The organism is Streptomyces sp. NBC_01244 (assembly GCF_035987325.1).
In the GTDB taxonomy this organism is placed as follows: Bacteria; Actinomycetota; Actinomycetes; order Streptomycetales; family Streptomycetaceae; genus Streptomyces.
Window position 1 is genome coordinate 3515191 of record NZ_CP108488.1, and the last position, 24300, is coordinate 3539490.

The window sequence follows — 24300 nt, forward strand, 5'->3', positions numbered from 1 at the left end:
AACTCCTTCACAGATGGCGACGTCGCTGCGCGGCTTGCCGGTCGTACTCTTCTCGGGCCCGGGCCGCCGACGCACGGGTCGCGGTCTCGGCCACAGGGACATCCCACCACGCCTGTGCGGGGGGTGGGCCCGACACAGTGTCGGGTGTTCGGGTCTGCGCGTAGACACATGTGGGACGGTCCGCCGCCCGCGCCTCGGCGAGGGCTTTGCGCAGGTCACCGAGGGTGCGGGGGCGGATGACGGCCATCCCGAGGGAGGCCGCGTTGGCGGCCAGATCCACCGGCAGGGGCGCACCGCTGTACGAACCGTCCACCGCCCGGAAGCGGTAGGCGGTGGCGAACCCCTCGGCGCCCACCGCGTCCGAGAGGCCACCGATCGAGGCGTATCCGTGGTTGTCGAGGATCACCACCTTGACCGGGATCCCCTCCTGTACGGCGGTGACGATCTCGGTCGGGTTCATCAGGTACGTCCCGTCGCCGACCAGCGCCCACACCGGCCGCCCGGGGGCGGCCAGCGCGGTGCCGATCGCGGCGGGGATCTCGTAGCCCATGCAGGAGTACCCGTATTCGACGTGGTACTGGTCCGCGGAGCGGGCCCGCCACAGCTTGTGCAGGTCCCCGGGGAGCGAACCGGCGGCATTGATCAGGATGTCGTCACCGTCGACGAGACCGTCCAGCAGACCCAGCACCTGTGCCTGCGTCGGGACGGCGTCCTCGTCGGGAGCCGCGTACGCCCGGTCGACCAGCCGCTCCCACGCCCTCTTCCCTTCTTTGTACGCCGCCTCGTACGGGGGGTCCACCCTGTACCCGGTGACCGCGGCCCGCAGTTCGGCCAGGCCCTCCCGCGCATCGCAGACCAGGGGGCGGGCGGCGAGTTTGTGCGCGTCGTACGGGTCCAGGTTGAGCCCGAGGAACCGCACGCCGGGGTCCTGGAACAGCGTCGCGGAGGCGGTGGTGAAATCGGTGAGCCGGGTCCCGGCGGCGATCACCAGATCGGCTTCGCGGGCCAGCGCGTCGGCGGTGGCCGTGCCGGTGTGCCCGATCCCGCCCACGTCGGCGGGGTGGTCCCAGGGCAGGGCCCCCTTGCCCGCCTGGGTGGAGGCCACCGGGATCCCGGTGGCCTCGGCGAACTCCGCCAGCGCCGCGCCCGCCGCGCTGTGCCGGATCCCGCCGCCGGCGATGATCAGCGGCCGCACGGAGCCGCGTACGGCGCGGGCTGCCTGCGCCAGCTCGGTCCGGTCGGGGCGGGGCCGGCGTACGCCCCACACCCGCTCGGCGAAGAACTCCTCCGGCCAGTCGTACGCCTCGGCCTGTACGTCCTGCGGCAGCGCGAGGGTGACGGCGCCGGTGCTCACCGGGTCGGTGAGGACCCGTACGGCCTGCAGCGCGGCCGGAATCAGGGCTTCGGGACGGGTGACGCGGTCGAAATGGCGGGAGACGGGGCGCAGGGTGTCGTTGACGGAGACATCACCCGCATGAGGGACCTCCAGCTGCTGGAGGACGGGGTCGGCGGGCCGGGTCGCGAAGGCGTCCCCGGGCAGCAGGAGCACCGGGATCCGGTTGATGGTGGCGAGGGCGGCCCCGGTGACGAGGTTGGTGGCGCCCGGGCCGATGGAGGTGGTGACGGCGTGCGCGGAGAGCCGCCCGCTCTGCCGCGCGAACCCGACGGCGGCGTGCACCATGGCCTGCTCGTTGCGGCCCTGCAGGAACGGCATCTCCCCGCGGCCGGTCTCCAGCAGGGCCTGGCCGATCCCGGCGACGTTCCCGTGCCCGAAGATCCCCCAGGTGGCGGCGATCAGCCGCCGGCGGTGTCCGTCGCGCTCGGTGTACTGCCGGGAGAGGAAGCGGACGAGGGCCTGCGCGACGGTGAGCCGGACGGTCGGTGTCATGCGGAGTCCTCCGCTCGGTGGTGGAAGGGCAGCCGGGGGTCGACGTCCCGGCCGGTCCAGGTGGAGCGGATCCACCCGTGATCGGGGTGGTCCCGGATGAGCCACTCCCGGGTCGCTCCGGGTCCCGCCATGACGTTGAGGTAGTACATGTCGTGGCCGGGCGCGGCGATGGAGGGGCCGTGCCAGCCGTCCGGGATGAGGACCGCGTCACCGGTCCTCACCTCGGTGAGGATGTCGGTCTTCCCCGCCGGGGAGGGGGTGACACGCTGATAGCCGAGGCCGGGTGTGTCCCCGTGCGGGGCGATCTCGTAGTAGTAGATCTCCTCCAGCCGGGATTCCACGCCGGGGTGGTGCTCGTCGTGCTTGTGGGGCGGGTACGAGGACCAGTTGCCGCCGGGGGTGAGCACCTCCACGGCGATGAGCCGGTCGCAGTCGAAGACTCCGGCGGCGGCGAAGTTGTTGACCTGGCGGGAGCACTGTCCGGCTCCCCGGAGCTCCACGGGAACCTCGGCGGCGGCCCCGTACCGGGCGGGTAGGCGCTGCTCGCAGCGGGCGCCGACGAGCGCGAAGCGGCCGCCGTCGGCCGACTGGATCTCGGCGTGTCCGTCCCGGGGCAGGTAGGCGAAGTCGGTGGGCCCGTCGAACACCCCGCGCCGCCCCCGCAGCCGGAAGACCTCCTCAAACGCCGGAGGGGCTGATTTTCGGCCGGTGTCGCCCTGCAGGGCGACTCCAGCCTCGCCGGCGTTCGAGGCGCGGGGGTCCGGGGGCGGAGCCCCCGCCGGGTCCGGGGCGGAGCCCCGGGACAGGGGGCTGGGGGCGGAGCCACCAGTTTCGGGAAGGGGCGGGGTCGGGGAAGGCTCCGCGCAGCGGACCTCGCAGCTGCCCGCCAGGGGGAGCACGATCCACTCCGACTTCCCGCACGGGTGCGCGTACACCTCCCCCGGCGCGAGGTCGAGCACGAGCAGCCCCGTCCAGTCCATCGCCCACTCAGACACCACCGGCACGGCCGAGCACCTCCTCCACTTCCGCCGCGAACGGCATCGCCGTCGAACACGCGAGCCGTGAGGCCACGATGGCCCCGGCCGCGTTCGCGTAGCCGATCGTCCGTTTCAACTCCCACCCCGCGAGCAGCCCGTGGCACAGGGCCCCGCCGAAGGCGTCTCCCGCGCCCAGCCCGTTGACGACCGTCACCGGTACCGGGGGGAGCTCCGCCACCGTCCCGTCCCGGTGGACGGCCAGCACACCCGCCGGACCCCGCTTCACGACCGCCAGCTCCACTCCGGCAGCGAGCAGCGCCCGCGCGGCCGCGTACGCCTCGGTCTCGCCGGTGGCGATCGCACACTCCTCGGCGTTGCCCACGGCCACCGTGGCGAGGGACAGCGCCCGGCGGTACCACTCCCCGGGCTCGGCGGCGCCGTCCCCGGCGTCGGGCCCGGCGTCGTCCCCGGCGCCGGAGGGCCACAACATGGGCCGCCAGTCCAGGTCGAAGACCGTGATCCCGGACTTCGAACGTGCCTCCAGCGCCGCCAGGGTGGCCGTCCGGCTCGGCTCCGCGCTGAGCCCTGTACCGGTCATCCAGAACACCCGCGCCGACCGCACCGCGTCGAGGTCGAGCTCGTCCGCGGCGATCTCCAGGTCGGGCGCCTTCGGGTAGCGGTAGAAGTACAGCGGGAAATCGTCCGGCGGGAAGATCTCGCAGAAGGTCACCGGCGTCGGATAGGCCGCCACCTCCCCGGCCCACCGGTCGTCCACCCCGAACCCGCGCAGTTCCGCCCGGAGATACGCGCCGAAGGGGTCCGCTCCGGTCCGGGTGATCACCGCCGTGCGCCGGCCCAGCCGGGCCGCCGCGACGGCGACGTTGGTCGGGGAACCGCCCAGGAACTTCCCGAAGGTGTCCGCCTCGCCGAGCGGTACGCCCGTCTTCAGGGGGTAGAGATCCACCCCGATCCGCCCCATCGTGATCAGGTCGAACGCCAACGGATCCGCAGCCATCACCACACCATTCCTCCCGACCGAGTGCTCCCCGTACCCAAGAGCCTCGCACCCTAAGGTGGCCGTATGACGTCCTCACCGCCCGCGTTGACCCGTATCCGCGTCGGTTCGGCTCCGGACTCCTGGGGGGTCTGGTTCCCCGACGATCCCCGGCAGACCCCGTGGGAGCGGTTCCTCGACGAGGTCGCCGAAGCCGGGTACGAATGGATCGAGCTCGGCCCCTACGGCTATCTCCCCACCGATCCCGTCCGCCTCGCCGACGAGGTCGGGGCGCGCGGCCTGCGCGTCTCCGCGGGAACCGTCTTCACCGGACTCCATCACGGGCCCGCCGTGTGGGAAGCCACCTGGGAGCACGTGTCGCGGATCGCGGAGCTCACCCGGGCCATGGGCGCCGCGCACCTCGTCGTGATCCCCTCCTTCTGGCGGGACGACAAGACCGGCGAGGTGCTGGAGGACCGCACCCTCACCCCCGGGGCCTGGCGCGAACTGACCACGCAGACCGAGCGGCTGGGGAAGCGGGTCCAGGACGAGTACGGGCTGCGGATCGTCGTCCACCCGCACGCGGACACGCACATCGACACCCCCGAGAACGTGGCGCGCTTCCTCGACGCCACCGACCCGGCGCTGGTCTCCCTCTGCCTGGACACCGGGCACTACGCGTACTGCGGCGGCGACAGCGTCCGGGCGATCGAGACGTTCGGCGAGCGGATCGGCTACCTCCACCTCAAGCAGGTCGATCCGCGGATCCTCGCCGAAGTCGTCCGGGACCAGGTCCCGTTCGGGCCGGCCGTGGCCCGTGGGGTGATGTGCGAGCCGCCGTCGGGGGTGCCCGCGCTGGAACCGGTGCTGGCGGCCGCCGAGCGGCTCGGTGTGGACCTGTTCGCCATCGTGGAGCAGGACATGTACCCGTGCCCGCCCGACCGGCCGCTGCCGATCGCCCGCCGCACCCGTGCCCACCTGCGCTCCTGTGGCGCCCGCTGAACCGGATCCCCCGGCCGTACGCACCCTCGTGGAGGAACAGAACATGACCAGCACGCTCGGCATCGCCGTCATCGGTACCGGGAAGATGGGCTCCGACCACGTCCGCCGCTTCGGCCGGACGGTCGGCGGGGCCCGGGTGGTGGCCGTGGCCGACCCGGACGGGGACCGGGTCAAGGAGGTCACGGCCGGTCTGGAGGGGGCGAGCGCGCACACCGATCCGGCGGCCGCGATAGCGGCGCCCGGGGTGGACGCCGTACTGATCGCCTCGCCCGGGCCCGCCCATGAGGAAGCGATCCTGCACGCGCTGGAGCGCCGGCTGCCGGTGCTCTGCGAGAAGCCGCTGACCCCCGAGCCGGCGGGCGCCCTGCGGATCATGGAGGCGGAGGCGCGGCTGGGCCGCCGGCTCGTCCAGGTCGGCTTCATGCGGCGCTACGACGCCGAGTACGCGCGGCTCAAGGAGCTGATCGACGCGGGCGGCATCGGGCGGCCGCTGTTCCTGCACTGCCGGCACCGCAACGCCGCCTCGCCGTCCTTCTTCACCAGCGACATGCTGATCAGCGATTCGGTGGTGCACGAGGTGGACGCGGCCCGCTGGCTGCTGGGCCAGGAGATCACCGCGGTGACCGTGTTCTCCCCGACGCCCGCCTCGGCCGCCCGCGAGGGGCTGCGCGATCCCCGGTTCGTCCTCATGGAGACCTCCGGCGGCGCCGTGGTCGACGTGGAGATCTTCGTCAACTGCGGTTTCGGCTACCAGGTGCAGTGCGAGGCGGTCGGCGAGTCCGGCACCGCCCGGATCGGCGACGGCCACGCGATGGTCGTCCAGTCGGCGGGCCGCTGGGGCGGGGAGATCGACCAGGACTTCACGGTGCGGTTCGCGGACGCCTACGACCGCCAGCTCCGCCGTTGGGTCGCCGCGGCCGCGCTGGGCCGGGTGGACGGTCCCGACGCGTGGGACGGCTACGCGGCGGCGGCCGTCTCCGCGGCGGGCCTCGCTGCGGCCCGCAGCGGCGTACGGACCCAGGTGGAACTGGCCCAACGCCCGGCCCTCTACCTCTGATCCACCCGCTCCGGCCTAGGGCCTGTCGATGGCGCACCCCGGCCCCGGGCCGGTACGGCTGCTCTCCCTCCCCGTGTGCCACCCGTGTCACGAGGGTCGCCCTTGTGTCACGCATGTCCGCATTACGCGGGTCTTCCGTCACAGCCGGACGACAGCCCCTCCCCTGGCCTCACCCTGCGTCGTTCCCCGGGCACAACCTGAGTGATCGTCAGTGTCCACGCGCCGGCTCCCCCGACGGCCTCCCGGCCGGCCCCGCGGCGTGGACAAGGAGGTGTCAAGGATGAGCGACCGACAGCTGTGGTCGTACAAGGAGATCGCCGCTCACATCCGGGTCCAGCCGGACACAGTGCGCTCCTACCGCAAGCACGGGCTGCTGCCCGCCCCCGACCACGTGGAGGGCGGAAAGCCCTACTGGTACGCCGACACCATCCGCACCTGGGTGGCGCGCCGGCCCGGCAACCGCGGACGCCGCGAGGACTGACACGGCGTCCGGTGCAGGGACGGGACCCTCCCGGGCCCCGTCCGCTAGCGGCTCCCGACGGGCACCGGCTCGGGCTCGGGCCGCTCGGCGGCCGGTGCGGGCTCCCCCTCGCTCAGCCCGATGCGTTCGTGCAGTCGGCGCAGCGGAGCCGGCGCCCACCAGGTGGCCTTCCCGGTCAGCTTCATCACCGCCGGCACCAGCAGGCTCCGCACGACCATCGCGTCCATCAGTACGGCCAGCGCGATCCCCAGGCCGAGCATCTTGGTGTTGGTCACCCGCGAGCTGCCGATGGCGACCATCACCACCGCCAGGATCACGGCCGCCGCGGTGATCAGTCCGCCCGTGCGGGTCAGCCCGGCGCGCACCGCCCCCTCGTGGTCTCCGGTCCGGTCGTACTCCTCCTTGATCCGGGATATGAGGAACACCCCGTAGTCCATGGAGAGTCCGAAGGCGATGCAGAACATCAGCACGGGCAGGGTGGTCTCGATGTCCCCGGTGGAGGTGAAGGAGAGCAGTCCGGAGAGGTGGCCCTCCTGGAACACCCACACCACCGCCCCGAACATCGCGGTCAGGCTCAGCGCGTTGAGCAGTACGGCCTGGACGGGTATCAGCAGGCTCCCGGTGAGCAGGAAGACCAGGAGCAGCGTCGCCAGCACCACGACGCCCAGGGCGAGGGGCAGTTCCTCGGCTATGGCGTCACGGGCGTCGACGAGCACTGCGGCCTGTCCGGTCACGGCGGTGTCGAACGGGGCGTCCACCGCCCTGACCATGCCCACCAGGTCCTGGGCCCGTTCTCCCACCTCCTCGCCTTCGGTGAGCACCGAGAAGTAGGCGTATCCGCTACCGGCGGCGGAAGCGACCGGCCCCTCCACCCCCAGCACTCCGGGCAGGGCTTCCACCCGTCGCTTGTAGGCGTCGAGATCGGCGGCGCCGGAGGCCCCCTCGGTCAGTACGGTCAGCGCTCCGCCGGGGCTGCCGGGGAAGCCCTCGCGGATGTGCTGCTGCACCACGTGCGATTCGGCGGTCGCCGGCAGCTGCCGGTCGTCCACGGTGCCGAACTTCACGCCGAGGAAGGGCAGTCCGAGGAGCAGCAGCCCGGCCGTGGTGGCCACGGCGAACACGGGGGCCCGGCGCATGACCAGGTCCGTCAGCCGGGCCCAGCCCCGACCGCCCCCGGCCCGGCCCGGATCGCTCCCGGCCGGCCGGCCCCGGCGCCACAGCCGGCGCAGGTCGAAGGAGTTGACCCGCTCCCCCAGCAGCACCAGCGCCGCGGGCAGCAGGATGAGCGCGGCCGCCGCGGCAAGCAGGACCACCGCGACTCCGGCGTAGGCGAAGGAGCGCAGGAAGTACATCGGGAAGAAGAGCATGGCGGAGAGGGCGACGGCCACGGTCAGCGCCGAGAACAGGACCGTCCGCCCGGCGGTGCGCAGGGTGACTCCGACGGCCGCCACCGGGTCGCGCCCGGCGGCCAGCTCCTCGCGGAACCTCCGCACGATGAACAGGGCGTAGTCGACGGCGAGTCCGAGCCCGAGGGCGGTGGTCAGGTTCTGCGCGAAGACGGAGACGTCGGTGATCTCGGTGAGACCGCGCAGCACGGCATTGGTTCCGATGATGGCGACGATGCCGACACCGAGGGGCAGCAGGGCCGCCACGGCGCTGCCGAAGACGAGGACCAGCAGGACGAGCGTCACGGGCAGGGCGATCAGCTCGGCGAGCAGCAGGTCCTCCTGGATGGTGGAGGTCACCTCGCGCTGGACGGCGGCCGGCCCGCCGAGGGTGACCTTCACCGGTCCGTGCTCGCCCCGGTAGCTCGGGACGATCCGGTCCAGGACGGCGTTGGCCGTCTTCTCGTCACCCAGCACCCGGGCGGCTATCAGGGCCTGGCGGCCGTCCTGGGAGCGCAGGGTGGGCAGCCCGGTCCGCCAGTACGAACCCACGCCGGTCACCCCCTGTTCGGCGGCGAGCCGCGCCGTCAGCCGCTCCGCCTCGGCGGCGACGGCGGGGTCGTCCACCCCGGCCGCCCCGGCGGCGGCTCCGGCCTCGACGAGCAGCAGCAGATTGGGCTGGGAGCCGGGAAACTCGCGCTCCAGCGCCTTGGTGGCATAGGTGGAGCGGGCGCCGGGATCCTCCCAGCCCCCGCTTCCCAGGCGGTCGGCGACGCCTCCGCCGGCGAAGACGGCCAGGGCCGTGACCACGAGGGCGAGCAGCAGTGAGAGCCTCGGCCGTGTGGTGACGAACCCGGTCCACCGGCCGCCCTCCCCAGGCGACGGCGGTTTTTTGACTTCGGACATGTCTCGGTGTCCCCTTCACCGTGGTTGCCAGGCCACTTAGACTGGCAAACACGAGCAGTCGCTCGCGTTTCTCAAGAATGCGAGCGATCTCTCGTGTTTGTCAATCACCCACGGGAAGCAACGGGAAGCAAGGGATTGGACATGCGGGAGACCTCTCGGACCAAGAGCGCGGACAAAGCGGGTGAATCCATCGCGGAGGCGGCGGCAGCGGAGGCGGCAGCAGGGGCGGCGGCAGGGGCGGCGGCAGAGGCGGCAGCAGCAGTGACGGAAGCCGCCCCCCGCCGCCGCCAGGCCCGCGGTGAGCGCCGGATCGCCCAGCTCCTGACCGCCGCCGCCGGGGTGTTCTGCCGTACGGGTTACGCGGCGGCCAGCACCAACGCCATCGCCCGCGAGGCCGGCGTGTCCCCGGGCACGCTCTACCAGTTCTTCCCGAACAAGGAAGCCATCGCCGTCGAGCTGGGCGGCCACCTCCTCCAGCGCGCCCACGAGGCGCACGGCCGGGCCTTCCTCCCCGAGAACCTGGACCGGCCGCTACCGGAGCTGCTCGACGCGGTCCTGGATCCGGTCATCGCCTTCAACTGCGAGAACCCGTCCTTCTGGGCGCTCATGCACGGCTCCGGCATCCCCGGCATCGCCCAGGAACACGACGAGCTGCACGCCGGCATGCAGACCCGCGTCGAGGGGCTGCTGCGCGCCTGCGTCACCCCGGCCGCCCCCGGCGCCCCCGCCCCCGCCCCCGCCACCGGGACGGAGCTCGCCCATGTCGCCCACATGGTGCTCGGGATCGTGCAGTCCTCGCTCGAACTGATCCTGGCCAGTGAGGGCGCCGAACGGGCCGCGTACATCGCGGAGCTGAAGACCGTCCTGCTCCGCTACCTGGACCCGATGATCACCACGCCTCCTCCTCGCTGACCATCTTCCCCACGTCCCCGGGCCCGCCGGGGCCGGCACCGGAGCCCGCACCGGAGCCGGACCCGTCACCGGATCCCGCCCGCAACCGCAGCCCCACCAGCGGGAAGACCAGTACGGACACCATCCCGGCCCCGACCAGCGCGGCCGCCTCCCCCGAACCCAGCTTCCCCTCCTCCACACCCAGGGTGGTGATCGCCACCACCAGCGGCAGCGCCGTGGAGCCGAACAGCACCAGCGCCGACCGGTCCCGGCGTCCGAGGTCCCGGGGGGCCAGCAGCCACATCGGCAGACCGCGCACCACGAGGAAGAGCAACAGGAACACCGGGAGCAACAGCAGCACCCGCCCGCCCGCGAGCAGCGCGTCCAGGTCGAACTCGATCCCGGTGACCACGAAGAACAGCGGCACCAGGAAGCCGAAGCCCATGGCCTCCACCTTCGACAGCACGGTCTCGCTGCTCTCCGGCGCGGCCCCGTGCAGCACGAGCCGGGTGATCAGCCCGGCGGCGAAGGCGCCGAGGAGGACGTCGAGGCCGAGCACCTCGGACAGCGCCAGGAACGCCACGAGGATCAGCACCACCAGGCGCACCGCGAACTGCCCGCTGCTGTGCAGGGTCTTGGCGATGACCCGGGCGAACCAGGGCGGCTTGGGCCGCATCGCCCAGAACACGGCGGCGGCCGTGAGCACCGCGAAGCCGATCAGCAGCGCCGCCGACTGCCCCGGCGCCCGGCCGCTGAGCAGCAGGGCCATCGCGATGATCGGCCCGAACTCGCCGACCGCGCCCATCGCCATCATCACCGAGCCGAACCGGCTCTGGAGGTCCCCCGAGTCCCGCAGGACCGGCAGGATCGTGCCGAGGGCGGTACTGGTGAGCGCGGTGCCGATGTAGACGCCCTTCTCGAACCCGCCGCCCGACAGCAGCAGGCCGAGCCCGAGCCCGAGCGCGAGGGCGGCCACCCAGGCCCACACCGACCGCTTCAGGGTGTCGCCCTTGACCTGGGCGAACTGGATCTCGTAGCCGGCGAGGAAGATCAGCATCGCGAGGCCGAGCTCACTGAGTACGTCGATGACCTCGGTGGAGTGCGCCCAGCCGAGGACGTCGGGTCCGACCAGGACGCCCAGGACGATCTCGAAGATCACCAGCGGGACGGGAAGCCAGCGCGAGACCCCGTACGCGAGCAGGGGCGCGAGCACGGCGATCGACATGATCAGGATGAGAGTGGTCCCCGAGTGCGCCATGTGTGCCATTTACATATGGCCAGCCCGGATTGTCCACCGCAAAGGATCTCGCGGGATGCTCGCATTGATACCCCCTAGGGGTATAGTCTCCAAGCGTCGGGATGAACGGTGGACCCTCCACGAGCGATCCGCCGTCTTCCGGCCCCGGAAACGCCCTTGAAGAGGAGAACGACATGAGCGCCGACACGGACACCCAGACCACCACCGTCTACCGGGTGACCGGCATGACCTGCGGGCACTGCGAGGGCGCGGTCACCGCCGAGCTCACCGCCCTGGCGGGTGTCACCTCGGTCAAGGCCGTCGCCGCGACCGGCGAGGTCACCGTGGTGTCGGCCGCCCCGCTCGACGAGGCCGCCGTGCGCGCCGCCGTCGACGAGGCCGGCTACGAGTTCGCCGGCCAGGCCTGAGCCCTCCCTCTTCGGCAGTGCCCCGCAGTACCCCGCCGGGCCGTACCGGCCAGCTCATACTGGTTCCGTACGGCCCGGCCCTCCCCCTGGAGCCGGAACATGAGCAGCACAGTGCACGACGGACCCATAGCGGTGGCGCAAGCAGCGGCAGCGGCCGCGGGCACCGCCGAGGTCGAGCTGACCATCGGCGGGATGACCTGCGCCTCCTGCGCGGCCCGCATCGAGAAGAAGCTGAACCGGATGGACGGGGTCACCGCCTCGGTGAACTACGCCACCGAGAAGGCCAAGGTCTCGTACGGCGAAGGCGTGGCGGTCGCCGACCTCATCGCCACAGTGGTCAAGACCGGCTACACCGCCGAGGAGCCCCCGCCGCCGGAACCCGAGCCGGAACCGCAGGGCACCGGGGCACAGGCCGCCGATGCCCAGGAAGCCCGCGACCCCGAACTGGCCGCGCTGCGCCAGCGCCTCCTGGTCTCCGTGGCGCTCTCGCTGCCCGTCGTCCTGCTCGCGATGGTCCCGGCCCTCCAGTTCGACAACTGGCAGTGGCTCTCGCTGACCCTCGCCGCCCCCGTCGTCGTCTGGGGCGCGCTCCCCTTCCACAAGGCCGCCTGGACCAACGCCCGGCACGGCGCCGCCACCATGGACACCCTGGTGTCGGTGGGCACGGGGGCCGCCTTCGCCTGGTCGCTGTGGGCCCTGTTCTTCGGCCACGCCGGAATGCCCGGCATGCGGCACGGCTTCGACTTCACCATTTCCCGCACCGACGGGTCCTCTGCGATCTACCTCGAGGTGGCCGCCGGAGTCGTCAGCTTCATCCTGCTCGGCCGCTACCTGGAGGCCCGCTCGAAGCGGAAGGCCGGCGCGGCCCTCAAGGCCCTGATGCGGCTCGGCGCCAAGGACGTGGCGGTCCTGCGCGGTGGGGCGGAGGTACGCATCCCCGTGAGCGCGCTCGCGGTGGGCGACCGGTTCCTCGTCCGGCCCGGCGAGAAGATCGCCACCGACGGCACGGTCGTCGAGGGCAGCTCCGCCGTGGACGCCGCCATGCTGACCGGCGAATCGGTCCCGGTCGAGGTCACTGTGGGCGACACCGTCACCGGAGCCACCGTCAACACCTCGGGCCGCCTCGTCGTCGAGGCCACCCGCGTCGGCTCGGACACCCAGCTCGCCCGGATGGCCAAGCTGGTCGAGGACGCGCAGAACGGCAAGGCCGAGGTCCAGCGCCTCGCCGACCGGATCTCCGGGGTCTTCGTCCCGGTCGTGCTCGTCCTGGCCCTCGGCACCTGGGTCACCTGGCTGCTGATCACCGACAACCCGACGGCGGCCTTCACCGCCGCCGTGGCCGTCCTGATCATCGCCTGCCCGTGCGCCCTGGGCCTGGCCACTCCGACCGCGCTGATGGTCGGCACCGGCCGGGGCGCACAGCTCGGCATCCTGATCAAGGGCCCCGAGGTGCTGGAGTCCACCCGCCGCGTGGACACCGTCGTCCTGGACAAGACCGGCACCGTGACCACCGGCAAGATGACCCTGGCCGGCACGCACCCGGCCGAGGGCGTGGACGCGACCGAACTGCTGCGCCTGGCCGGGTCCCTGGAGCACGCCTCCGAGCATCCGATCGCCCGGGCCATCGCGGCGGGCGCCGCGGAACTCCCCGGCGGCCTGTCGGTCCCGGAGGGCTTCGAGAACCACGGCGGCCTCGGCGTCCAGGGTGTGGTCGACGGCCACGCCGTCCTGGTGGGACGCGAGAAGCTGCTCGCCGACTGGTCGATCGTGCTGCCCGCCGCCCTCGCCGCGATCAAGACCGCCGCCGAGGCCGAGGGTTCGACCGCCGTGCTGGTCGCCTGGGACGGGGAGGCCCGCGGGGTGCTGACCGTGGCCGATGCCGTCAAGGAGACCAGCGCCGAGGCCGTGTCCCGGCTGCGGGCCCTGGGTCTGACCCCGGTCCTGCTGACGGGCGACAACAAGGCCGTCGCGCAGACGGTGGCCCGCGCGGTGGGCATCGAGGAGGTCATCGCCGAGGTCCTCCCGCAGGACAAGGTCGACGTCGTACGCCGGCTGCAGGCCGAGGGCCGTACGGTCGCCATGGTCGGCGACGGGGTCAACGACGCGGCCGCGCTGGCCCAGGCCGACCTGGGCCTGGCCATGGGCACCGGCACCGACGCGGCGATCGAGGCGAGCGATCTGACCCTCGTACGGGGCGACTTGCGGGTCGCGGCGGACGCGATCCGGCTTTCGCGCCGGACCCTGGCCACCATCAAGGGCAACCTCTTCTGGGCCTTCGGCTACAACGTCGCGGCGCTGCCGCTGGCCGCCGCCGGACTGCTCAACCCGATGATCGCGGGGGCCGCGATGGCCTTCTCCTCGGTCTTCGTGGTCACCAACAGCCTGCGGCTGCGCTCCTTCCGCTAGTGATCACTCTTCACGTCTCGCGCACAGCGCCTTCACACGAGACGCAGATCACAGGGACCCCGGCGTAACCTTCGGGCAGCCGCGTGGGTCTAATGGGGCGATGCCGGAAACGTGTTGGGACGACTACACGTTTGCCCGGCACGCAGACACCCGGTCCGGGTCCCGTGGGGGGAATCCGTTCCGGGGTAAGGAAAGCGCCCCGACCTTCGACCCGTGGGGGGATCGATGGCGGGGCGCTTTTCCTGTTCGGGTCCTGCAAGTCCTACGAGTCCTGCGGGTACTGCGGCTCGACCCTCGGGTCAGCGGGACTCGACCGGAACGAAGTCGCGCAGGACCTCGCCGGTGTAGATCTGGCGCGGGCGGCCGATGCGGGAGCCGGGCTCCTTGATCATCTCGTGCCACTGCGCGATCCAGCCGGGCAGGCGGCCGATCGCGAAGAGCACGGTGAACATCTCGGTCGGGAAGCCCATGGCCCGGTAGATCAGGCCCGTGTAGAAGTCCACGTTCGGGTAGAGGTTGCGCTCGACGAAGTACTCGTCGGCCAGCGCGTGCTCTTCCAGCTTCAGGGCGATGTCGAGGAGCTCGTCGTCCTTGCCGAGCGCCGAGAGGACATCGTGCGCCGCCGCCTTGATGATCTTCGCCCGGGGGTCGAAGCTCTTGTAGACGCGGTGCCCGAAGCCCATCAGGCGGACGCCGTCTTCCTTGTTCTTCACCTTGCGGATGAAGGCGTCGACGTCGCCGCCGTCGTTCTTGATGCCCTCGAGCATCTCCAGAACCGACTGGTTGGCGCCACCGTGCAGCGGACCCCAGAGGGCCGAGATGCCGGCGGAGATCGAGGCGAACATGTTCGCCTGCGAGGAGCCGACCAGACGCACGGTGGAGGTCGAGCAGTTCTGCTCGTGGTCCGCGTGCAGGATCAGCAGCTTGTCGAGCGCCGCGACCACGACCGGGTCCAGGTCGTACTCCTGGGCCGGCACGGAGAAGGTCATGCGCAGGAAGTTCTCGACGTAGCCGAGGTCGTTGCGCGGGTAGACCACCGGGTGGCCGACCGACTTCTTGTACGCGTAGGCCGCGATCGTCGGGAGCTTGGCCAGCAGCCGGATCGTCGAGAGGTTGCGCTGCTTCTCGTCGAACGGGTTGTGGCTGTCCTGGTAGAACGTCGACAGCGCGCTGACCACGGAGGACAGCATCGCCATCGGGTGCGCGTCACGCGGGAAGCCGTCGTAGAAGCGCTTGACGTCCTCGTGCAGCAGCGTGTGCTGGGTGATGTCGTTGCGGAACGACGCGAGCTGGTCGACGGTCGGCAGCTCCCCGTTGATCAGCAGGTACGCGACCTCGATGAAGGTCGAGCGCTCCGCCAGCTGCTCGATCGGGTAACCGCGGTAGCGCAGGATGCCCTGCTCACCGTCGAGATAAGTAATGGCGGACTTATAGGCGGCGGTGTTTCCGTAGCCGCTGTCCAGGGTGACCAGCCCGGTCTGAGCCCTGAGCTTCGAGATGTCGAAGCCCTGGTCACCGACGGTGCTCTCGACCACCGGGTAGGTGTATTCACCGTCCGCGTACCGCAGTACTACAGAGTTGTCGCTCACGTCATCCCTCACCGACGTAGTGCCTCTTCTTCGAGGTGCCCTGACTGCCTCTACCTTCCCCCATTCGGCGCAGGTGAGTGCACTCGGGGTCGAGCTTTGGTGTTTTCAACGGCACTGAGTGCCGCCAAGGAGCACATCCTGCCCCCTCGGCAACCGTTGTAGGAACCCCAAATGATCGATCATCTAGGTGATGTTTCCCACCGGTATGCGGCCGGACAGCCGGGGTGCGACGGCCGTGTACCTCCTGCCAGCGGAAACGGTACGCACCGCCTGACCCAGGGCTTTGCGGGACCCGACCAGGACGACCAGTTTCTTCGCCCGGGTGACCGCCGTGTAGAGCAGGTTCCGCTGGAGCATCATCCAAGCGCCGGTCGTGACCGGGATCACGACGGCCGGATATTCACTCCCCTGGGAGCGGTGGATGGTGACGGCGTACGCGTGGGCCAGCTCGTCGAGCTCCGCGAACTCGTAGGCCACTTCCTCGTCTTCGTCCGTGCGCACCGTCAGCCGCTGTTCCTCCAGGTCAAGCCCGGTGACCACGCCGACCGTGCCGTTGAAGACCCCGTTGGCGCCCTTGTCGTAGTTGTTCCGGACCTGGGTGACCTTGTCGCCGACCCTGAAGACGCGGCCGCCGAACCGCTTCTCGGGCAGGCCCGGCCGGGCCGGGGTGATGGCCTGCTGGAGCAGCGCGTTGAGGTTTCCGGCGCCGGCCGGGCCGCGGTGCATGGGGGCGAGGACCTGGATGTCCCGCCTCGGGTCGAGGCCGAATCTGGCTGGAATACGACGGGCGGCGACGTCGACGGCGAGCTTTCCGGCCTCCTCGGTGTCCTCCTCGGGGAAGAGGAAGAAGTCGGGCAACCCGTCCGTGATCGGCGGCAGGCCGGTGTTGATCCGGTGGGCGTTGGTGACCACCCCGGACTGCTGGGCCTGCCGGAAAATGGTGGTCAGCCGGACGGCCGGGACCGGCCCGCCCTCGGCGAGCAGATCGCGCAGCACCTCGCCCGCCCCGACCGAGGGCAACTGGTCCACGTCCCCGACCAGCAGCAGGTGGGCACCCGGTGCCACCGCCTTGACCAGCTTGTTCGCCAGCAGCAGGTCGAGCATCGAGGCCTCGTCCACGACGACCAGGTCCGCGTCGAGCGGCCGCTCCCGGTCGTACGCCGCGTCCCCGCCCGGCTTGAGCTCCAGGAGCCGGTGCACGGTGGAGGCCTCGGCCCCGGTGAGCTCGGCCAGCCGCTTCGCCGCCCGGCCGGTGGGGGCGGCGAGGACGACCTTGGCCTTCTTGGCCCGGGCCAGCTCCACGATCGAGCGGACGGTGAAGGACTTCCCGCAGCCCGGGCCGCCGGTGAGGACCGCGACCCGGCGGGTGAGGGCGAGCCGGACCGCGTCCCGCTGCGCGGGGGCCAGCGTGGCTCCGGTCCGGCCGGCGAGCCAGCCCAGGGCCTTGTCCCAGTCCACGTCCCGGAAGGCGGGCAGCCGGTCCTCGTCCGCGTTCAGGAGGCGGCGGACCTGACCGGCCAGGGACAGCTCGGCGCGGTGGAACGGCACCAGGTACACGGCGGTGAGGGGGTCCGGGCCGCCCTGCGGGTCCGGCACGGATTCCCGTACGACCCCTTCCGGATCGGCGGCGAGCTCGGCCAGGCAGTCGATGACCAGCCCGGTGTCCACCTGGAGCAGCTTGACCCCGTCGGCGATGAGCCGGTCCTCGGGCAGGAAGCAGTGCCCCTGGTCGGCGGACTGGGACAGGGCGTACTGGAGCCCGGCCTTGACCCGCTCCGGGCTGTCGTGCGGGATCCCGACGGCCTGCGCGATGCGGTCGGCGGTCAGGAAGCCGATGCCCCAGACGTCGGCGGCGAGCCGGTACGGCTGGTTGCGGACCACGGAGATGGAGGCGTCGGCGTACTTCTTGTAGATGCGCACCGCGATGGAGGTGGAGACGCCGACTCCCTGGAGGAAGACCATGACCTCCTTGATGGCCTTCTGCTCCTCCCAGGCCGCGCCGATCAGCTTGGTCCGCTTGGGGCCGAGGCCGGGCACTTCGATCAGCCGCTTCGGCTGCTCCTCGATGACGTCGAGGGTGTCGAGGCCGAAGTGCTCCACGATCCGGTCGGCGATCTTCGGGCCGATGCCCTTGATCAGGCCGGAGCCGAGATAGCGCCGGATGCCCTGGATGGTCGCGGGCAGCAGGGTCGTGTAGTTCTCCACGGTGAACTGCCGGCCGTACTGGGGGTGCGAGCCCCAACGGCCCTCCATGCGCAGCGACTCACCCGGCTGGGCCCCCAGGAGGGAGCCGACGACCGTGAGCAGGTCCCCGGCGCCACGGCCGGTGTCCACCCGGGCGATCGTGTATCCGCTCTCCTCGTTGGCGTAGGTGATGCGCTCCAGCACCCCCTCGACCACCGCCGGCGCCACGGCCGCGTTCGTCGTCATGGCCCGAAACTACAGCCCGGGTGCGACAGGCCCGCCGGGCCTGTGGAAAAAGCGGCCGACCGGGAGCGGACAACCAGAAGGGGGTCCCGCCTTTCGGCCGGACCCCCTCACGGTTACCCCTCCCTCGTCGGACTTCCCGATCCCCCCGGATCCCCCCCGGAAGTCCCGACGCACCATACGACCCGCGACCCCTGCCGGTGGTTGCACGCGAATTCGGAACTTTACCTTTCCATTACCCAGGGGGGTTCCGGATGCCATCCGAGGTGCCGCCGAATCGCCACAGAAGTAGCGTTTCAGGCATGAGCGAACCTTCCTTCCAGGACGACGTGCTGACCGAACTCGGCGACGACCGGCTGACCGAGATCGCCGGCCTCCTCGGCACCGACACCAACGGCGCCCGTGACACCGTCGCGACGACGGTCGGGGCGATGACCGGCGACCTCCAGCAGAAGGCCGACGCCGATGACGACGACGGCAACGAGGTCCGCCAGGCCTTCGCCGAGGTCACCCAGGCCCCGCTGGAGGGCGTGGCCACCCTCGGCGGCGGCCTGGGCGGCATGCTCAGCGGCGGGATGATGGCCGGGGTGCTCGCCAAGGTGAGCAAGCCCGTGGCCAATGCCGTCTCGAAGAAGACCGGCATCCCCGCGCCCACCGTCGCCCGGGTCATCGAGCTGCTGATCCCGGTCCTGCTGGCGGTCTTCGCCAAGCGCGCGGCCTCCGGGAAGGCCGGCGGCGGAGCCCCGGCGGCGGCCGGCGGCGAGTCCCCGATCCCTTCGCCGGGAGCGGTCCCGGGTACGGCCGGCGCCGCCCCCGCGGGTCCGGCCGGCGCGGCTCCGGCGGCCGGCGGCAGCCTGGGCGACCTGCTCGGCCAGATCCTCGGTGGCGGCAAGAAGTAGCACGCCTCACCCGTTCGGACGAATCAGCCCCGGGCCGGGTCCGGGCCGCCCCCGGCGGTCCGGACCCCGGCCGGGCGGTAGAAGGGTCAGATCGCCGGGCGGTAGAAGAAGGTCTTGCGCCGCTCGATCCTGCCGTCGCGCACGAGATAGGTGTCGGCGAAGGCCTCGTCCAGGGTCTTGCCGTCCTTGTCCGCGCCCTGGAAGCGCCCCCAGCAGGCGGCCGCGGCCAGTCCCCCGGTCACCTGGCTCACCTCGTGGGCTCCCGAGGTGATGATCCGTTCGTGCTCGTAGAACCGGCGGATCCGGTCGAGACCCTCCAGCGCCGGGTAGCCCGGCCGTTCGTACACGGCGTCCGGTGCGAAGACCTCGCCGAGCCGGTCCCACGAGCGGCTGTCGATCACCTGGAACAACCGGGCCACCAGGGATTCGGCGGTCACCGGTGCGGGCGACGTCGTTGTCACGGCCTTGCTCCTTGAGGGTGTGGACGAAAGACGGAAGACGGTCCGTCGGCGAGGGCCTTTCCCCAGGCCGCGGCCAGCCGCGATACCCCTTCGCGGCGCTGCGCGCCGTCCAGGGAGGCGAAGGACAGCCTCAGGACCCGCGAGCCGTCCTCCTCGATGCAGAAGGGCGTGCCGGGCACGATGGCCACTCCCTGCGCCAGCGCGTGCCCGTACAGCGCGTCCGAGCCGACCCGGGGGTCGGTCAGCCGGCACCAGAAGAAGAGCCCGCCGCGCGGCCGCTCGAAGTCCAGCCAGGGCAGCCGCTCGCGCAGCAGCGTCTCCATGGCGCGGGCCCGGCCGCCGTACAGCGTGCGCAGGCCCGCCAGATGGGCCGGCAGGAACTCCGGGTCCCCCAGCAGATCGGCGAGGAGGTACTGGCCGAAGGTGTTGGTCTGGAGGTCCCCGCACTGCTTGGCGGCGACCAGTTCCCCGATCAGCCCGGCCGGGGCGACCAGACCTGCCACCCTCAGTCCCGGGCAGACCGTCTTGGAGAGGCTCATGAGCCGGACCACCCGCCCGCTGTGGACGTCGGTGGACGGCAGCCGGCTCCCCTCGTAGGCCAGGTCCCCGTACGGGTCGTCCTCCACGACGAGGAAACCGAACCGTTCGGCCAGCGCGGCCAGGTGGCGGCGGCGTTCCTCGGAGAGCACGGCTCCGGTGGGGTTGTGGAAGTGCGGTACGACGTAGACCAGTTTGGGCCGTGCCCCGGCCAGGAGGCGCTCCTCCAGTACGTCGGTGCGCATGCCCTCCGCGTCGCCGGGCACCGGCAGCAGCCGGGCGCCGGCCCGCCGGAAGACCTGTACGGCGCCCAGGTAGCTCGGGTCGTCCAGGGCCACCTCGTCGCCCTCGTCGACGATGGCCCGGGCGACGAGGTCCAGGCCCTGCTGGCTGCCCGCGGTGACCATCACCCGGTCGGGCCCGACGGGGGCGCCGGTCGCGCTCGCCCGGGCGGCGATCACCTCGCGCATCGGGCCGATGCCGTCCGTGGGGGCGTACTGGAGCGCCCGTACGGCCTGCCCGCCCGGCCCGGCGAACAGCCGGTCGGTTGCCTCGGCGAGCCGGGTCACGGGGAAGCTGTCGGGGGCCGGGATCCCGCCGGCCATCGAGAGGACCCCGGGGGCGGAGGCGGCCGCCAGGATCCGGCTCACGGCGTCGGAGCGGCCCCAGCCGGTCCGGCGGGCGAGCAGCTTTTCGATGCTGGGGGCTTCGATGTCGCGGGGGGCCTCGATGCCGCGGGGGGCGGCGGGTTGCTGCGCTGCGCTCATCTTGCGTCCGCCTTCCGCGGCTCGGCGACGATCTGGGGCGGGAAGTCCTTCAGCCGCCACACCGGCGATTTCAGGACGACCAGGACCGCGGTCAGGAAGAGCCCGGCCGTGACGAAGAGCGTTTCGCGCAGCCCGATGAGGTCGCCGAGCCAGCCGCCGAGCAGGGCGCCGAGCGGCAGCGTGCCCCAGGAAACGAAGCGGTACCCGGCGTTCATCCGGCCCAGGAGGTGGTCCGGGGTCATGGACTGGCGCAGGCTGATGATGTGGATGTTGGCGATGGTGCCGCCCGCGCCGATCAGGGCGAACGCGGCGACGAACAGGACCAGCGAGAGCGCCCCGCCGTTCGCCGGTGCGGCCGGGATGGCCACCGGTGCCAGGCAGCACAGCAGCAGGGCCGTCAGGATGGCCGGGCCCAGTCCGGTCCTGCGCTTGAGCCACTGGGCGGCCATCGAGCCGGCCAGCGAGCCCACCGCCCCGGTGCCCAGCAGCAGGCCGATGCCGCCGGGTGAGATGCCGAGCGTGCGGGCCGCGTAGAGCACGAAGACCGTCTGGAGGGACATCCAGCACAGGTTGTACAGGCCGGACTGGAGGGCGCAGGCCCGCAGGTGGGCGCTGTCCCGGATGATCCGGATGCCCTCGGCGATGCTGGTCCGGATCCCGGTCCGCTCCTGCTGGGGCACCGGCGCCGGCTCCACGCGCCGTACGGCGAGCAGCGTCAGCACGGAGACGAGGTACGAGATCCCGTTGATCAGCAGCGCGTAGGGGGCGGTGACCCAGCCGATGAGCAGACCGGCCAGTCCGGGCCCGCCGATCTGGGCCAGCGAACTGGTGCCCTGGAGCTTGCTGTTGCCCTCCACCAGGTGCTCCTTGCCGACCAGGGTCGGCAGGTAGGACTGGTAGGAGACGTCGAAGACCACCGTGAGGGTGCCCACGAGCAGCGCGGCGACGTACACGTACTCGATGCGGAGCAGGTCGAGCACGGCCAGCAGCGGCACCGCGCTGACCAGCAGCGCCCGCCCCACGTTGGCCATGATCATCAGGGGCCTGCGCCGCACCCGGTCGACCCAGACGCCGACCAGGAGGGTGACCATCAGGAACGGGGCGTAGGAGGCCGCGTTGACGAAGCCCACCTGGGAGGAGCTGGCGTCGAGCGTCAGCACCGCGGTGAGCGGCAGCGCCAGGGTCGTGACCTGGGCCCCGACCTGCGAGATCGCCTCCCCGGACCAGAACTTGAGGAACTCCGGGTCCCGCCAGAGCGTGGCGGGTGCGGCGGCGGCCGGCGCTGCGGCCGCCGTCGCCTCCACCGGCTCGGCGGCCCCGTTCCCGATGTCGGTCACTTTGCTTCCACTCCCTCGGCGGCCGGGTCCACGTGGAACGCGCAGCCGATCTGGGCGCCGCGCAGCATGCTCACGATGCCCACGGCCGGGTCGGTGACTCCGCGGGCCAGGGTGCCGGCGTAGCGTCCGTCGACCATCAGCGTCCCGTAGGCGACGGCCATGTCCTCGCAGGTCTCGCCGTCCTCGGAGAGGAACCGCTCGGTGGTGGGCAGCAGGCGGTGCTGGAGGACGTACGGACCGTCGACGGCCCGGCGGAGCTTGGCCACCCACTCCTTCTGGTCGGTGGTCCAACCGGGGGTGACGCCGACGCCGCCGTAGAGCAGGGTGGGCTTGAGGACCAGGTGGTCCTTGTTCGCGATGGCGTAGGGCAGCAGGTCGATCTTCTCGCCGCCGAAGCTGACCTTCTCGTCGCGGACGAAGCGGGTCCAGGGCAGGATCCGGTCGATCAGCTCGTGCTCGGCCTCGGTGAAGACGGCGCGGTTGCGCTCGTCGCTGAGCATCGCGAGGCTGCCCTTGTTGCCGTACAGCTCGCAGTCGAGCGGGGCGAACAGCTCGACCGTGCCGGCCTCGACGGCGTCGAGCAGCGGGTTGACGAGGTCGTAGGTGCGGGGCTCGTCGGGCATTTCACCGGGCAGGAACATCCGGTAGACCACGTCGACCTTGCGGCCCTCGTGGAGGACGTTGCCGTTCTCGTAGGCGAAGTCGCCCAGGTGGCAGACGACGGTCTCGAAGCCGAGCCGCTCGAAGGCCGGTACGACGAACTCCATCCAGCACTTGGACTTCTCGAAGCCTTCGGGCCAGTCGGTGATCGCCAGCAGCGGCCGCTCGATGCCTTCGAGGGAGGGCGCCTGGCGGCGCAGCACCTCGGTGATGCGGGCGAGCGGGTCGGGGTGGACCAGGCTCTCGGTGGCCGCGAACTCGGCGAACTCGGCGTCCTGGATCAGGGCGCGGGCGAACTCGCCCATCTGCCAGCCGCCCAGCGAGGAGCCGGTGTTGAGCTCCATGACGCGGAAGCCTCCGGTCTCGCGGTACAGGTCGGCGCGGGAGAGCGGGGCGAGCTCGTCGACGGAGCCGCGCAGGACCAGGTCGGCCTGCGTGGGGGACATGCCGACGGCGGTGGCGAAGGCGCGCAGGTCGCCGCCGAAGAGCCGGGCGGGCACGGCCTTGAGCAGGTCGAAGAGGCCGTTCAGGTCGTTCTCCAGGCCCGCCACGTCGGCCTCGCTGAGGAAGACGGGGCGATTGAGCCCCTCGCCGCCGCCGGCTCCGTAGCGGAACCACTCCACGCCGCGGACTCCGGAGACGGTCTGGCGGCGCGCGGTGCGCTCGTGGTCGAAGAAGCGGCGGGTCACGGCGTTCTCGACGCGGGCGCCGAGCCGGTGCGCGGCGACTCCGGAGACCTCCGTACGGGAGAGGGCCTCGGCGCGGTCCAGGGCGCGGCGGGTGCCGGCCGGGGTCGCGCTGACGGCGACGAGCGCGGCGGAGCGGGGGGTCAGCCCGCGGGGCGGGAGCAGCAGCTCGTCGCCGGGCTCGACCAGGGCGACGGCCTCGGCGAGGTCCTCGACGTCCTCGGGGCCGGGCAGGACGACGCGCTCGACGGCGCCGTCGTAGGCCGGGTAGAGGAAGCGGACCTCGGCGCTGAGGGCGCGGGTGGGGGTGATGTCGGGGGTCTCTTCGAAGGCGATCCTGGCGGCGGCCAGCGGCAGGTCCACGCCGGTGGCGAGCTTGTTCAGGTGCGGGATGAGGTCGCCGCCGAGGCGGCCGTTGAGCTCGATCAGGCGGGGGCCGTCGGCGGCGACGCGCAGTTCGGTGTGGGTGACGCCGTAGTCGACTCCGGCCGCGCGGTGGGAGTCCTGGACCAGCTGGGTGACGGCCTGCGCCCAGGGCTCGTGGCGCCAGTCGGTGACGAGATGGCCGACCTCTTCGAAGTACGGGTGGGCGCCGAGGCGCTTGCGGGCCACGCACACCGGGGTGGCGACGCCGTCCACGACGACGCTGTCCACGCTCAGTTCGGGGCCTTCGACGAACTCCTCGATCAGGACGGACGCGGTGGTGCCGGCGCCGCGCAGCCGGCTGGTGGAGGCGAGCCGGAAGGCCCGGCGCAGGCCGTCGACGTCGCGGGCCATCATCACGCCGAAGCTGCCGCCGAGGGTGCGCGGCTTGACGACGACGGGGAAGCCGATGGACTCGGCCGCGGCGACGGCCTCGTCCTCGGTGGTGGCCGGGACGTAGCGGACGGCGGCCATGCCGGCCGCTTCCAGGGCCTGCCGGGTGGCGTACTTGTCGCGGCAGATCCTGGCGGCCGCCGGGTCCATGGCCCGCATGCCGAGCTTGGCGGCGACCGAGGACACGGCGACCAGCGACCACTCGTCCCAGGTGACGATCGCCGCGTCGGCGACCTCCCCGCGCAGGTCGGCGACCGGGGCGTACAGCTTGGCGGCGTCCGTGGTGTCGGCGATCCGGTGGGTGTCCGCGTAGCGGGCCTGCCAGGTCGGCGCCTCCGGCGCGACGAGCGTCACCTCGTAGTGCCGGGCGAGGGAGGCCAGGGCGTACTCCCGGTACTGCTGTATGCGGCTGCCTACGAGGATGACGCGCTGGCGTTCGGAGGTCGTGAAGACCACGGTGGAGTCCTTT

18 protein-coding genes are annotated in these 24300 nt (G+C 71.9%); 7 read left to right on the plus strand and 11 right to left on the minus strand.

From position 1 onward, the window contains the following. Positions 1 to 7: 7 nt before the first annotated feature. Genes iolD through iolC form a run of 3 tightly spaced genes read right to left on the minus strand, consistent with a single transcriptional unit; the run spans position 8 to position 3880 of the window. Positions 8 to 1888, minus strand: coding sequence for a 3D-(3,5/4)-trihydroxycyclohexane-1,2-dione acylhydrolase (decyclizing) (gene iolD, locus OG247_RS15605; protein WP_327252820.1), 1881 nt, complete (start codon positions 1886 to 1888; stop codon positions 8 to 10). Further along, entirely contained in the window at positions 1885 to 2892 is a 1008-nt protein-coding gene (gene iolB / locus OG247_RS15610; protein ID WP_327252821.1) for a 5-deoxy-glucuronate isomerase, read from the minus strand. The genes iolD and iolB overlap by 4 nt, the downstream gene beginning before the upstream one ends. Further along, positions 2876 to 3880: a 5-dehydro-2-deoxygluconokinase gene (gene iolC / locus OG247_RS15615; protein WP_327252822.1), complete on the minus strand. Its 1005-nt coding sequence runs from the start codon at positions 3878 to 3880 to the stop codon at positions 2876 to 2878. Before iolC ends, iolB begins: the two co-directional genes overlap by 17 nt. A 66-nt stretch (positions 3881 to 3946) precedes the next feature. Between iolC and OG247_RS15620 the strand changes: the two genes are divergently transcribed. From OG247_RS15620 to OG247_RS15630, 3 genes are all read left to right on the plus strand, one after another. After that, positions 3947 to 4861 carry a sugar phosphate isomerase/epimerase family protein gene (locus tag OG247_RS15620; RefSeq protein ID WP_327252823.1) on the plus strand — a complete coding sequence of 305 codons (915 nt, stop codon included), beginning with the start codon at positions 3947 to 3949 and terminating at the stop codon, positions 4859 to 4861. 43 nt (positions 4862 to 4904) lie between these two features. Then, positions 4905 to 5918, plus strand: coding sequence for a Gfo/Idh/MocA family protein (locus OG247_RS15625; RefSeq protein WP_327252824.1), 1014 nt, complete (start codon positions 4905 to 4907; stop codon positions 5916 to 5918). Between the two features lie 280 nt (positions 5919 to 6198). After that, on the plus strand, positions 6199 to 6399 hold the full coding sequence (locus OG247_RS15630; RefSeq protein WP_030297784.1) for a helix-turn-helix transcriptional regulator: 201 nt from the start codon (positions 6199 to 6201) through the stop codon (positions 6397 to 6399). Positions 6400 to 6443: 44 nt separating this feature from the next. Here the strand turns inward: OG247_RS15630 and OG247_RS15635 are convergent, their stop codons facing one another. Continuing rightward, positions 6444 to 8690, minus strand: a complete 2247-nt coding sequence (locus OG247_RS15635) for an MMPL family transporter (protein ID WP_327252825.1) — start codon at positions 8688 to 8690, stop codon at positions 6444 to 6446. Positions 8691 to 8831: 141 nt separating this feature from the next. Here OG247_RS15635 and OG247_RS15640 point away from each other — a divergent pair, with 141 nt between their 5' ends. Beyond that, the gene (locus OG247_RS15640) at positions 8832 to 9602 is read left to right on the plus strand and encodes a TetR/AcrR family transcriptional regulator (protein WP_327252826.1); all 771 of its coding nucleotides are present in this window, start codon (positions 8832 to 8834) and stop codon (positions 9600 to 9602) included. On the opposite strand, the gene OG247_RS15645 is transcribed toward OG247_RS15640, so the two are convergent. Next, complete coding sequence (locus tag OG247_RS15645) at positions 9580 to 10839, minus strand: cation:proton antiporter (protein WP_327252827.1); 1260 nt, start codon at positions 10837 to 10839, stop codon at positions 9580 to 9582. The two genes, OG247_RS15640 and OG247_RS15645, sit on opposite strands and share 23 nt — an antisense overlap. Positions 10840 to 11012: 173 nt before the next feature. On the opposite strand from OG247_RS15645, the gene OG247_RS15650 reads away from it, so the two are divergent. Next, positions 11013 to 11246, plus strand: coding sequence for a heavy-metal-associated domain-containing protein (locus OG247_RS15650; protein WP_327252828.1), 234 nt, complete (start codon positions 11013 to 11015; stop codon positions 11244 to 11246). Positions 11247 to 11345: 99 nt separating this feature from the next. Continuing rightward, positions 11346 to 13652, plus strand: a complete 2307-nt coding sequence (locus OG247_RS15655; protein WP_327252829.1) for a heavy metal translocating P-type ATPase — start codon at positions 11346 to 11348, stop codon at positions 13650 to 13652. Between the two features lie 299 nt (positions 13653 to 13951). Here the strand turns inward: OG247_RS15655 and OG247_RS15660 are convergent, their stop codons facing one another. Both OG247_RS15660 and recD2 read right to left on the minus strand, forming a co-directional pair. After that, positions 13952 to 15241: a citrate synthase gene (locus OG247_RS15660; protein ID WP_327252830.1), complete on the minus strand. Its 1290-nt coding sequence runs from the start codon at positions 15239 to 15241 to the stop codon at positions 13952 to 13954. Positions 15242 to 15424: 183 nt separating this feature from the next. Further along, entirely contained in the window at positions 15425 to 17671 is a 2247-nt protein-coding gene (recD2, locus tag OG247_RS15665) for an SF1B family DNA helicase RecD2 (protein WP_327252831.1), read from the minus strand. 299 nt (positions 17672 to 17970) lie between these two features. On the opposite strand from recD2, the gene OG247_RS15670 reads away from it, so the two are divergent. Continuing rightward, entirely contained in the window at positions 17971 to 18567 is a 597-nt protein-coding gene (locus OG247_RS15670; protein WP_327252832.1) for a DUF937 domain-containing protein, read from the plus strand. An 86-nt stretch (positions 18568 to 18653) separates the two neighbouring features. Here the strand turns inward: OG247_RS15670 and OG247_RS15675 are convergent, their stop codons facing one another. Genes OG247_RS15675 through OG247_RS15690 form a run of 4 tightly spaced genes read right to left on the minus strand, consistent with a single transcriptional unit; the run spans position 18654 to position 24287 of the window. Next, on the minus strand, positions 18654 to 19028 hold the full coding sequence (locus tag OG247_RS15675; RefSeq protein ID WP_266908675.1) for a nuclear transport factor 2 family protein: 375 nt from the start codon (positions 19026 to 19028) through the stop codon (positions 18654 to 18656). Continuing rightward, positions 19025 to 20332 (minus strand): aminotransferase-like domain-containing protein, encoded by a 1308-nt coding sequence (locus OG247_RS15680; protein WP_327252833.1) that lies wholly within the window; start codon positions 20330 to 20332, stop codon positions 19025 to 19027. The genes OG247_RS15675 and OG247_RS15680 overlap by 4 nt, the downstream gene beginning before the upstream one ends. Then, positions 20329 to 21669: an MFS transporter gene (locus tag OG247_RS15685; RefSeq protein WP_327252834.1), complete on the minus strand. Its 1341-nt coding sequence runs from the start codon at positions 21667 to 21669 to the stop codon at positions 20329 to 20331. Before OG247_RS15685 ends, OG247_RS15680 begins: the two co-directional genes overlap by 4 nt. Further along, positions 21666 to 24287, minus strand: a complete 2622-nt coding sequence (locus tag OG247_RS15690) for an ATP-grasp domain-containing protein (RefSeq protein WP_327252835.1) — start codon at positions 24285 to 24287, stop codon at positions 21666 to 21668. Before OG247_RS15690 ends, OG247_RS15685 begins: the two co-directional genes overlap by 4 nt. Positions 24288 to 24300 lie beyond the last annotated feature (13 nt).

Excerpts from the sequence above, each read along its gene's own strand:
- OG247_RS15635 (WP_327252825.1), bottom strand. The coding sequence starts at position 8,690 with ATGTCCGAAGTCAAAAAACCGCCGTCGCCTGGGGAGGGCGGCCGGTGG.
- recD2 (WP_327252831.1), bottom strand. The coding sequence starts at position 17,671 with ATGACGACGAACGCGGCCGTGGCGCCGGCGGTGGTCGAGGGGGTGCTG.
- OG247_RS15625 (WP_327252824.1), top strand. The coding sequence starts at position 4,905 with ATGACCAGCACGCTCGGCATCGCCGTCATCGGTACCGGGAAGATGGGC.
- OG247_RS15655 (WP_327252829.1), top strand. The coding sequence starts at position 11,346 with ATGAGCAGCACAGTGCACGACGGACCCATAGCGGTGGCGCAAGCAGCG.
- OG247_RS15620 (WP_327252823.1), top strand. The coding sequence starts at position 3,947 with ATGACGTCCTCACCGCCCGCGTTGACCCGTATCCGCGTCGGTTCGGCT.
- OG247_RS15645 (WP_327252827.1), bottom strand. The coding sequence starts at position 10,839 with ATGGCGCACTCGGGGACCACTCTCATCCTGATCATGTCGATCGCCGTG.
- OG247_RS15640 (WP_327252826.1), top strand. The coding sequence starts at position 8,832 with ATGCGGGAGACCTCTCGGACCAAGAGCGCGGACAAAGCGGGTGAATCC.
- iolD (WP_327252820.1), bottom strand. The coding sequence starts at position 1,888 with ATGACACCGACCGTCCGGCTCACCGTCGCGCAGGCCCTCGTCCGCTTC.
- OG247_RS15670 (WP_327252832.1), top strand. The coding sequence starts at position 17,971 with ATGAGCGAACCTTCCTTCCAGGACGACGTGCTGACCGAACTCGGCGAC.
- OG247_RS15680 (WP_327252833.1), bottom strand. The coding sequence starts at position 20,332 with ATGAGCGCAGCGCAGCAACCCGCCGCCCCCCGCGGCATCGAGGCCCCC.
- iolC (WP_327252822.1), bottom strand. The coding sequence starts at position 3,880 with ATGGCTGCGGATCCGTTGGCGTTCGACCTGATCACGATGGGGCGGATC.
- OG247_RS15630 (WP_030297784.1), top strand. The coding sequence starts at position 6,199 with ATGAGCGACCGACAGCTGTGGTCGTACAAGGAGATCGCCGCTCACATC.
- OG247_RS15650 (WP_327252828.1), top strand. The coding sequence starts at position 11,013 with ATGAGCGCCGACACGGACACCCAGACCACCACCGTCTACCGGGTGACC.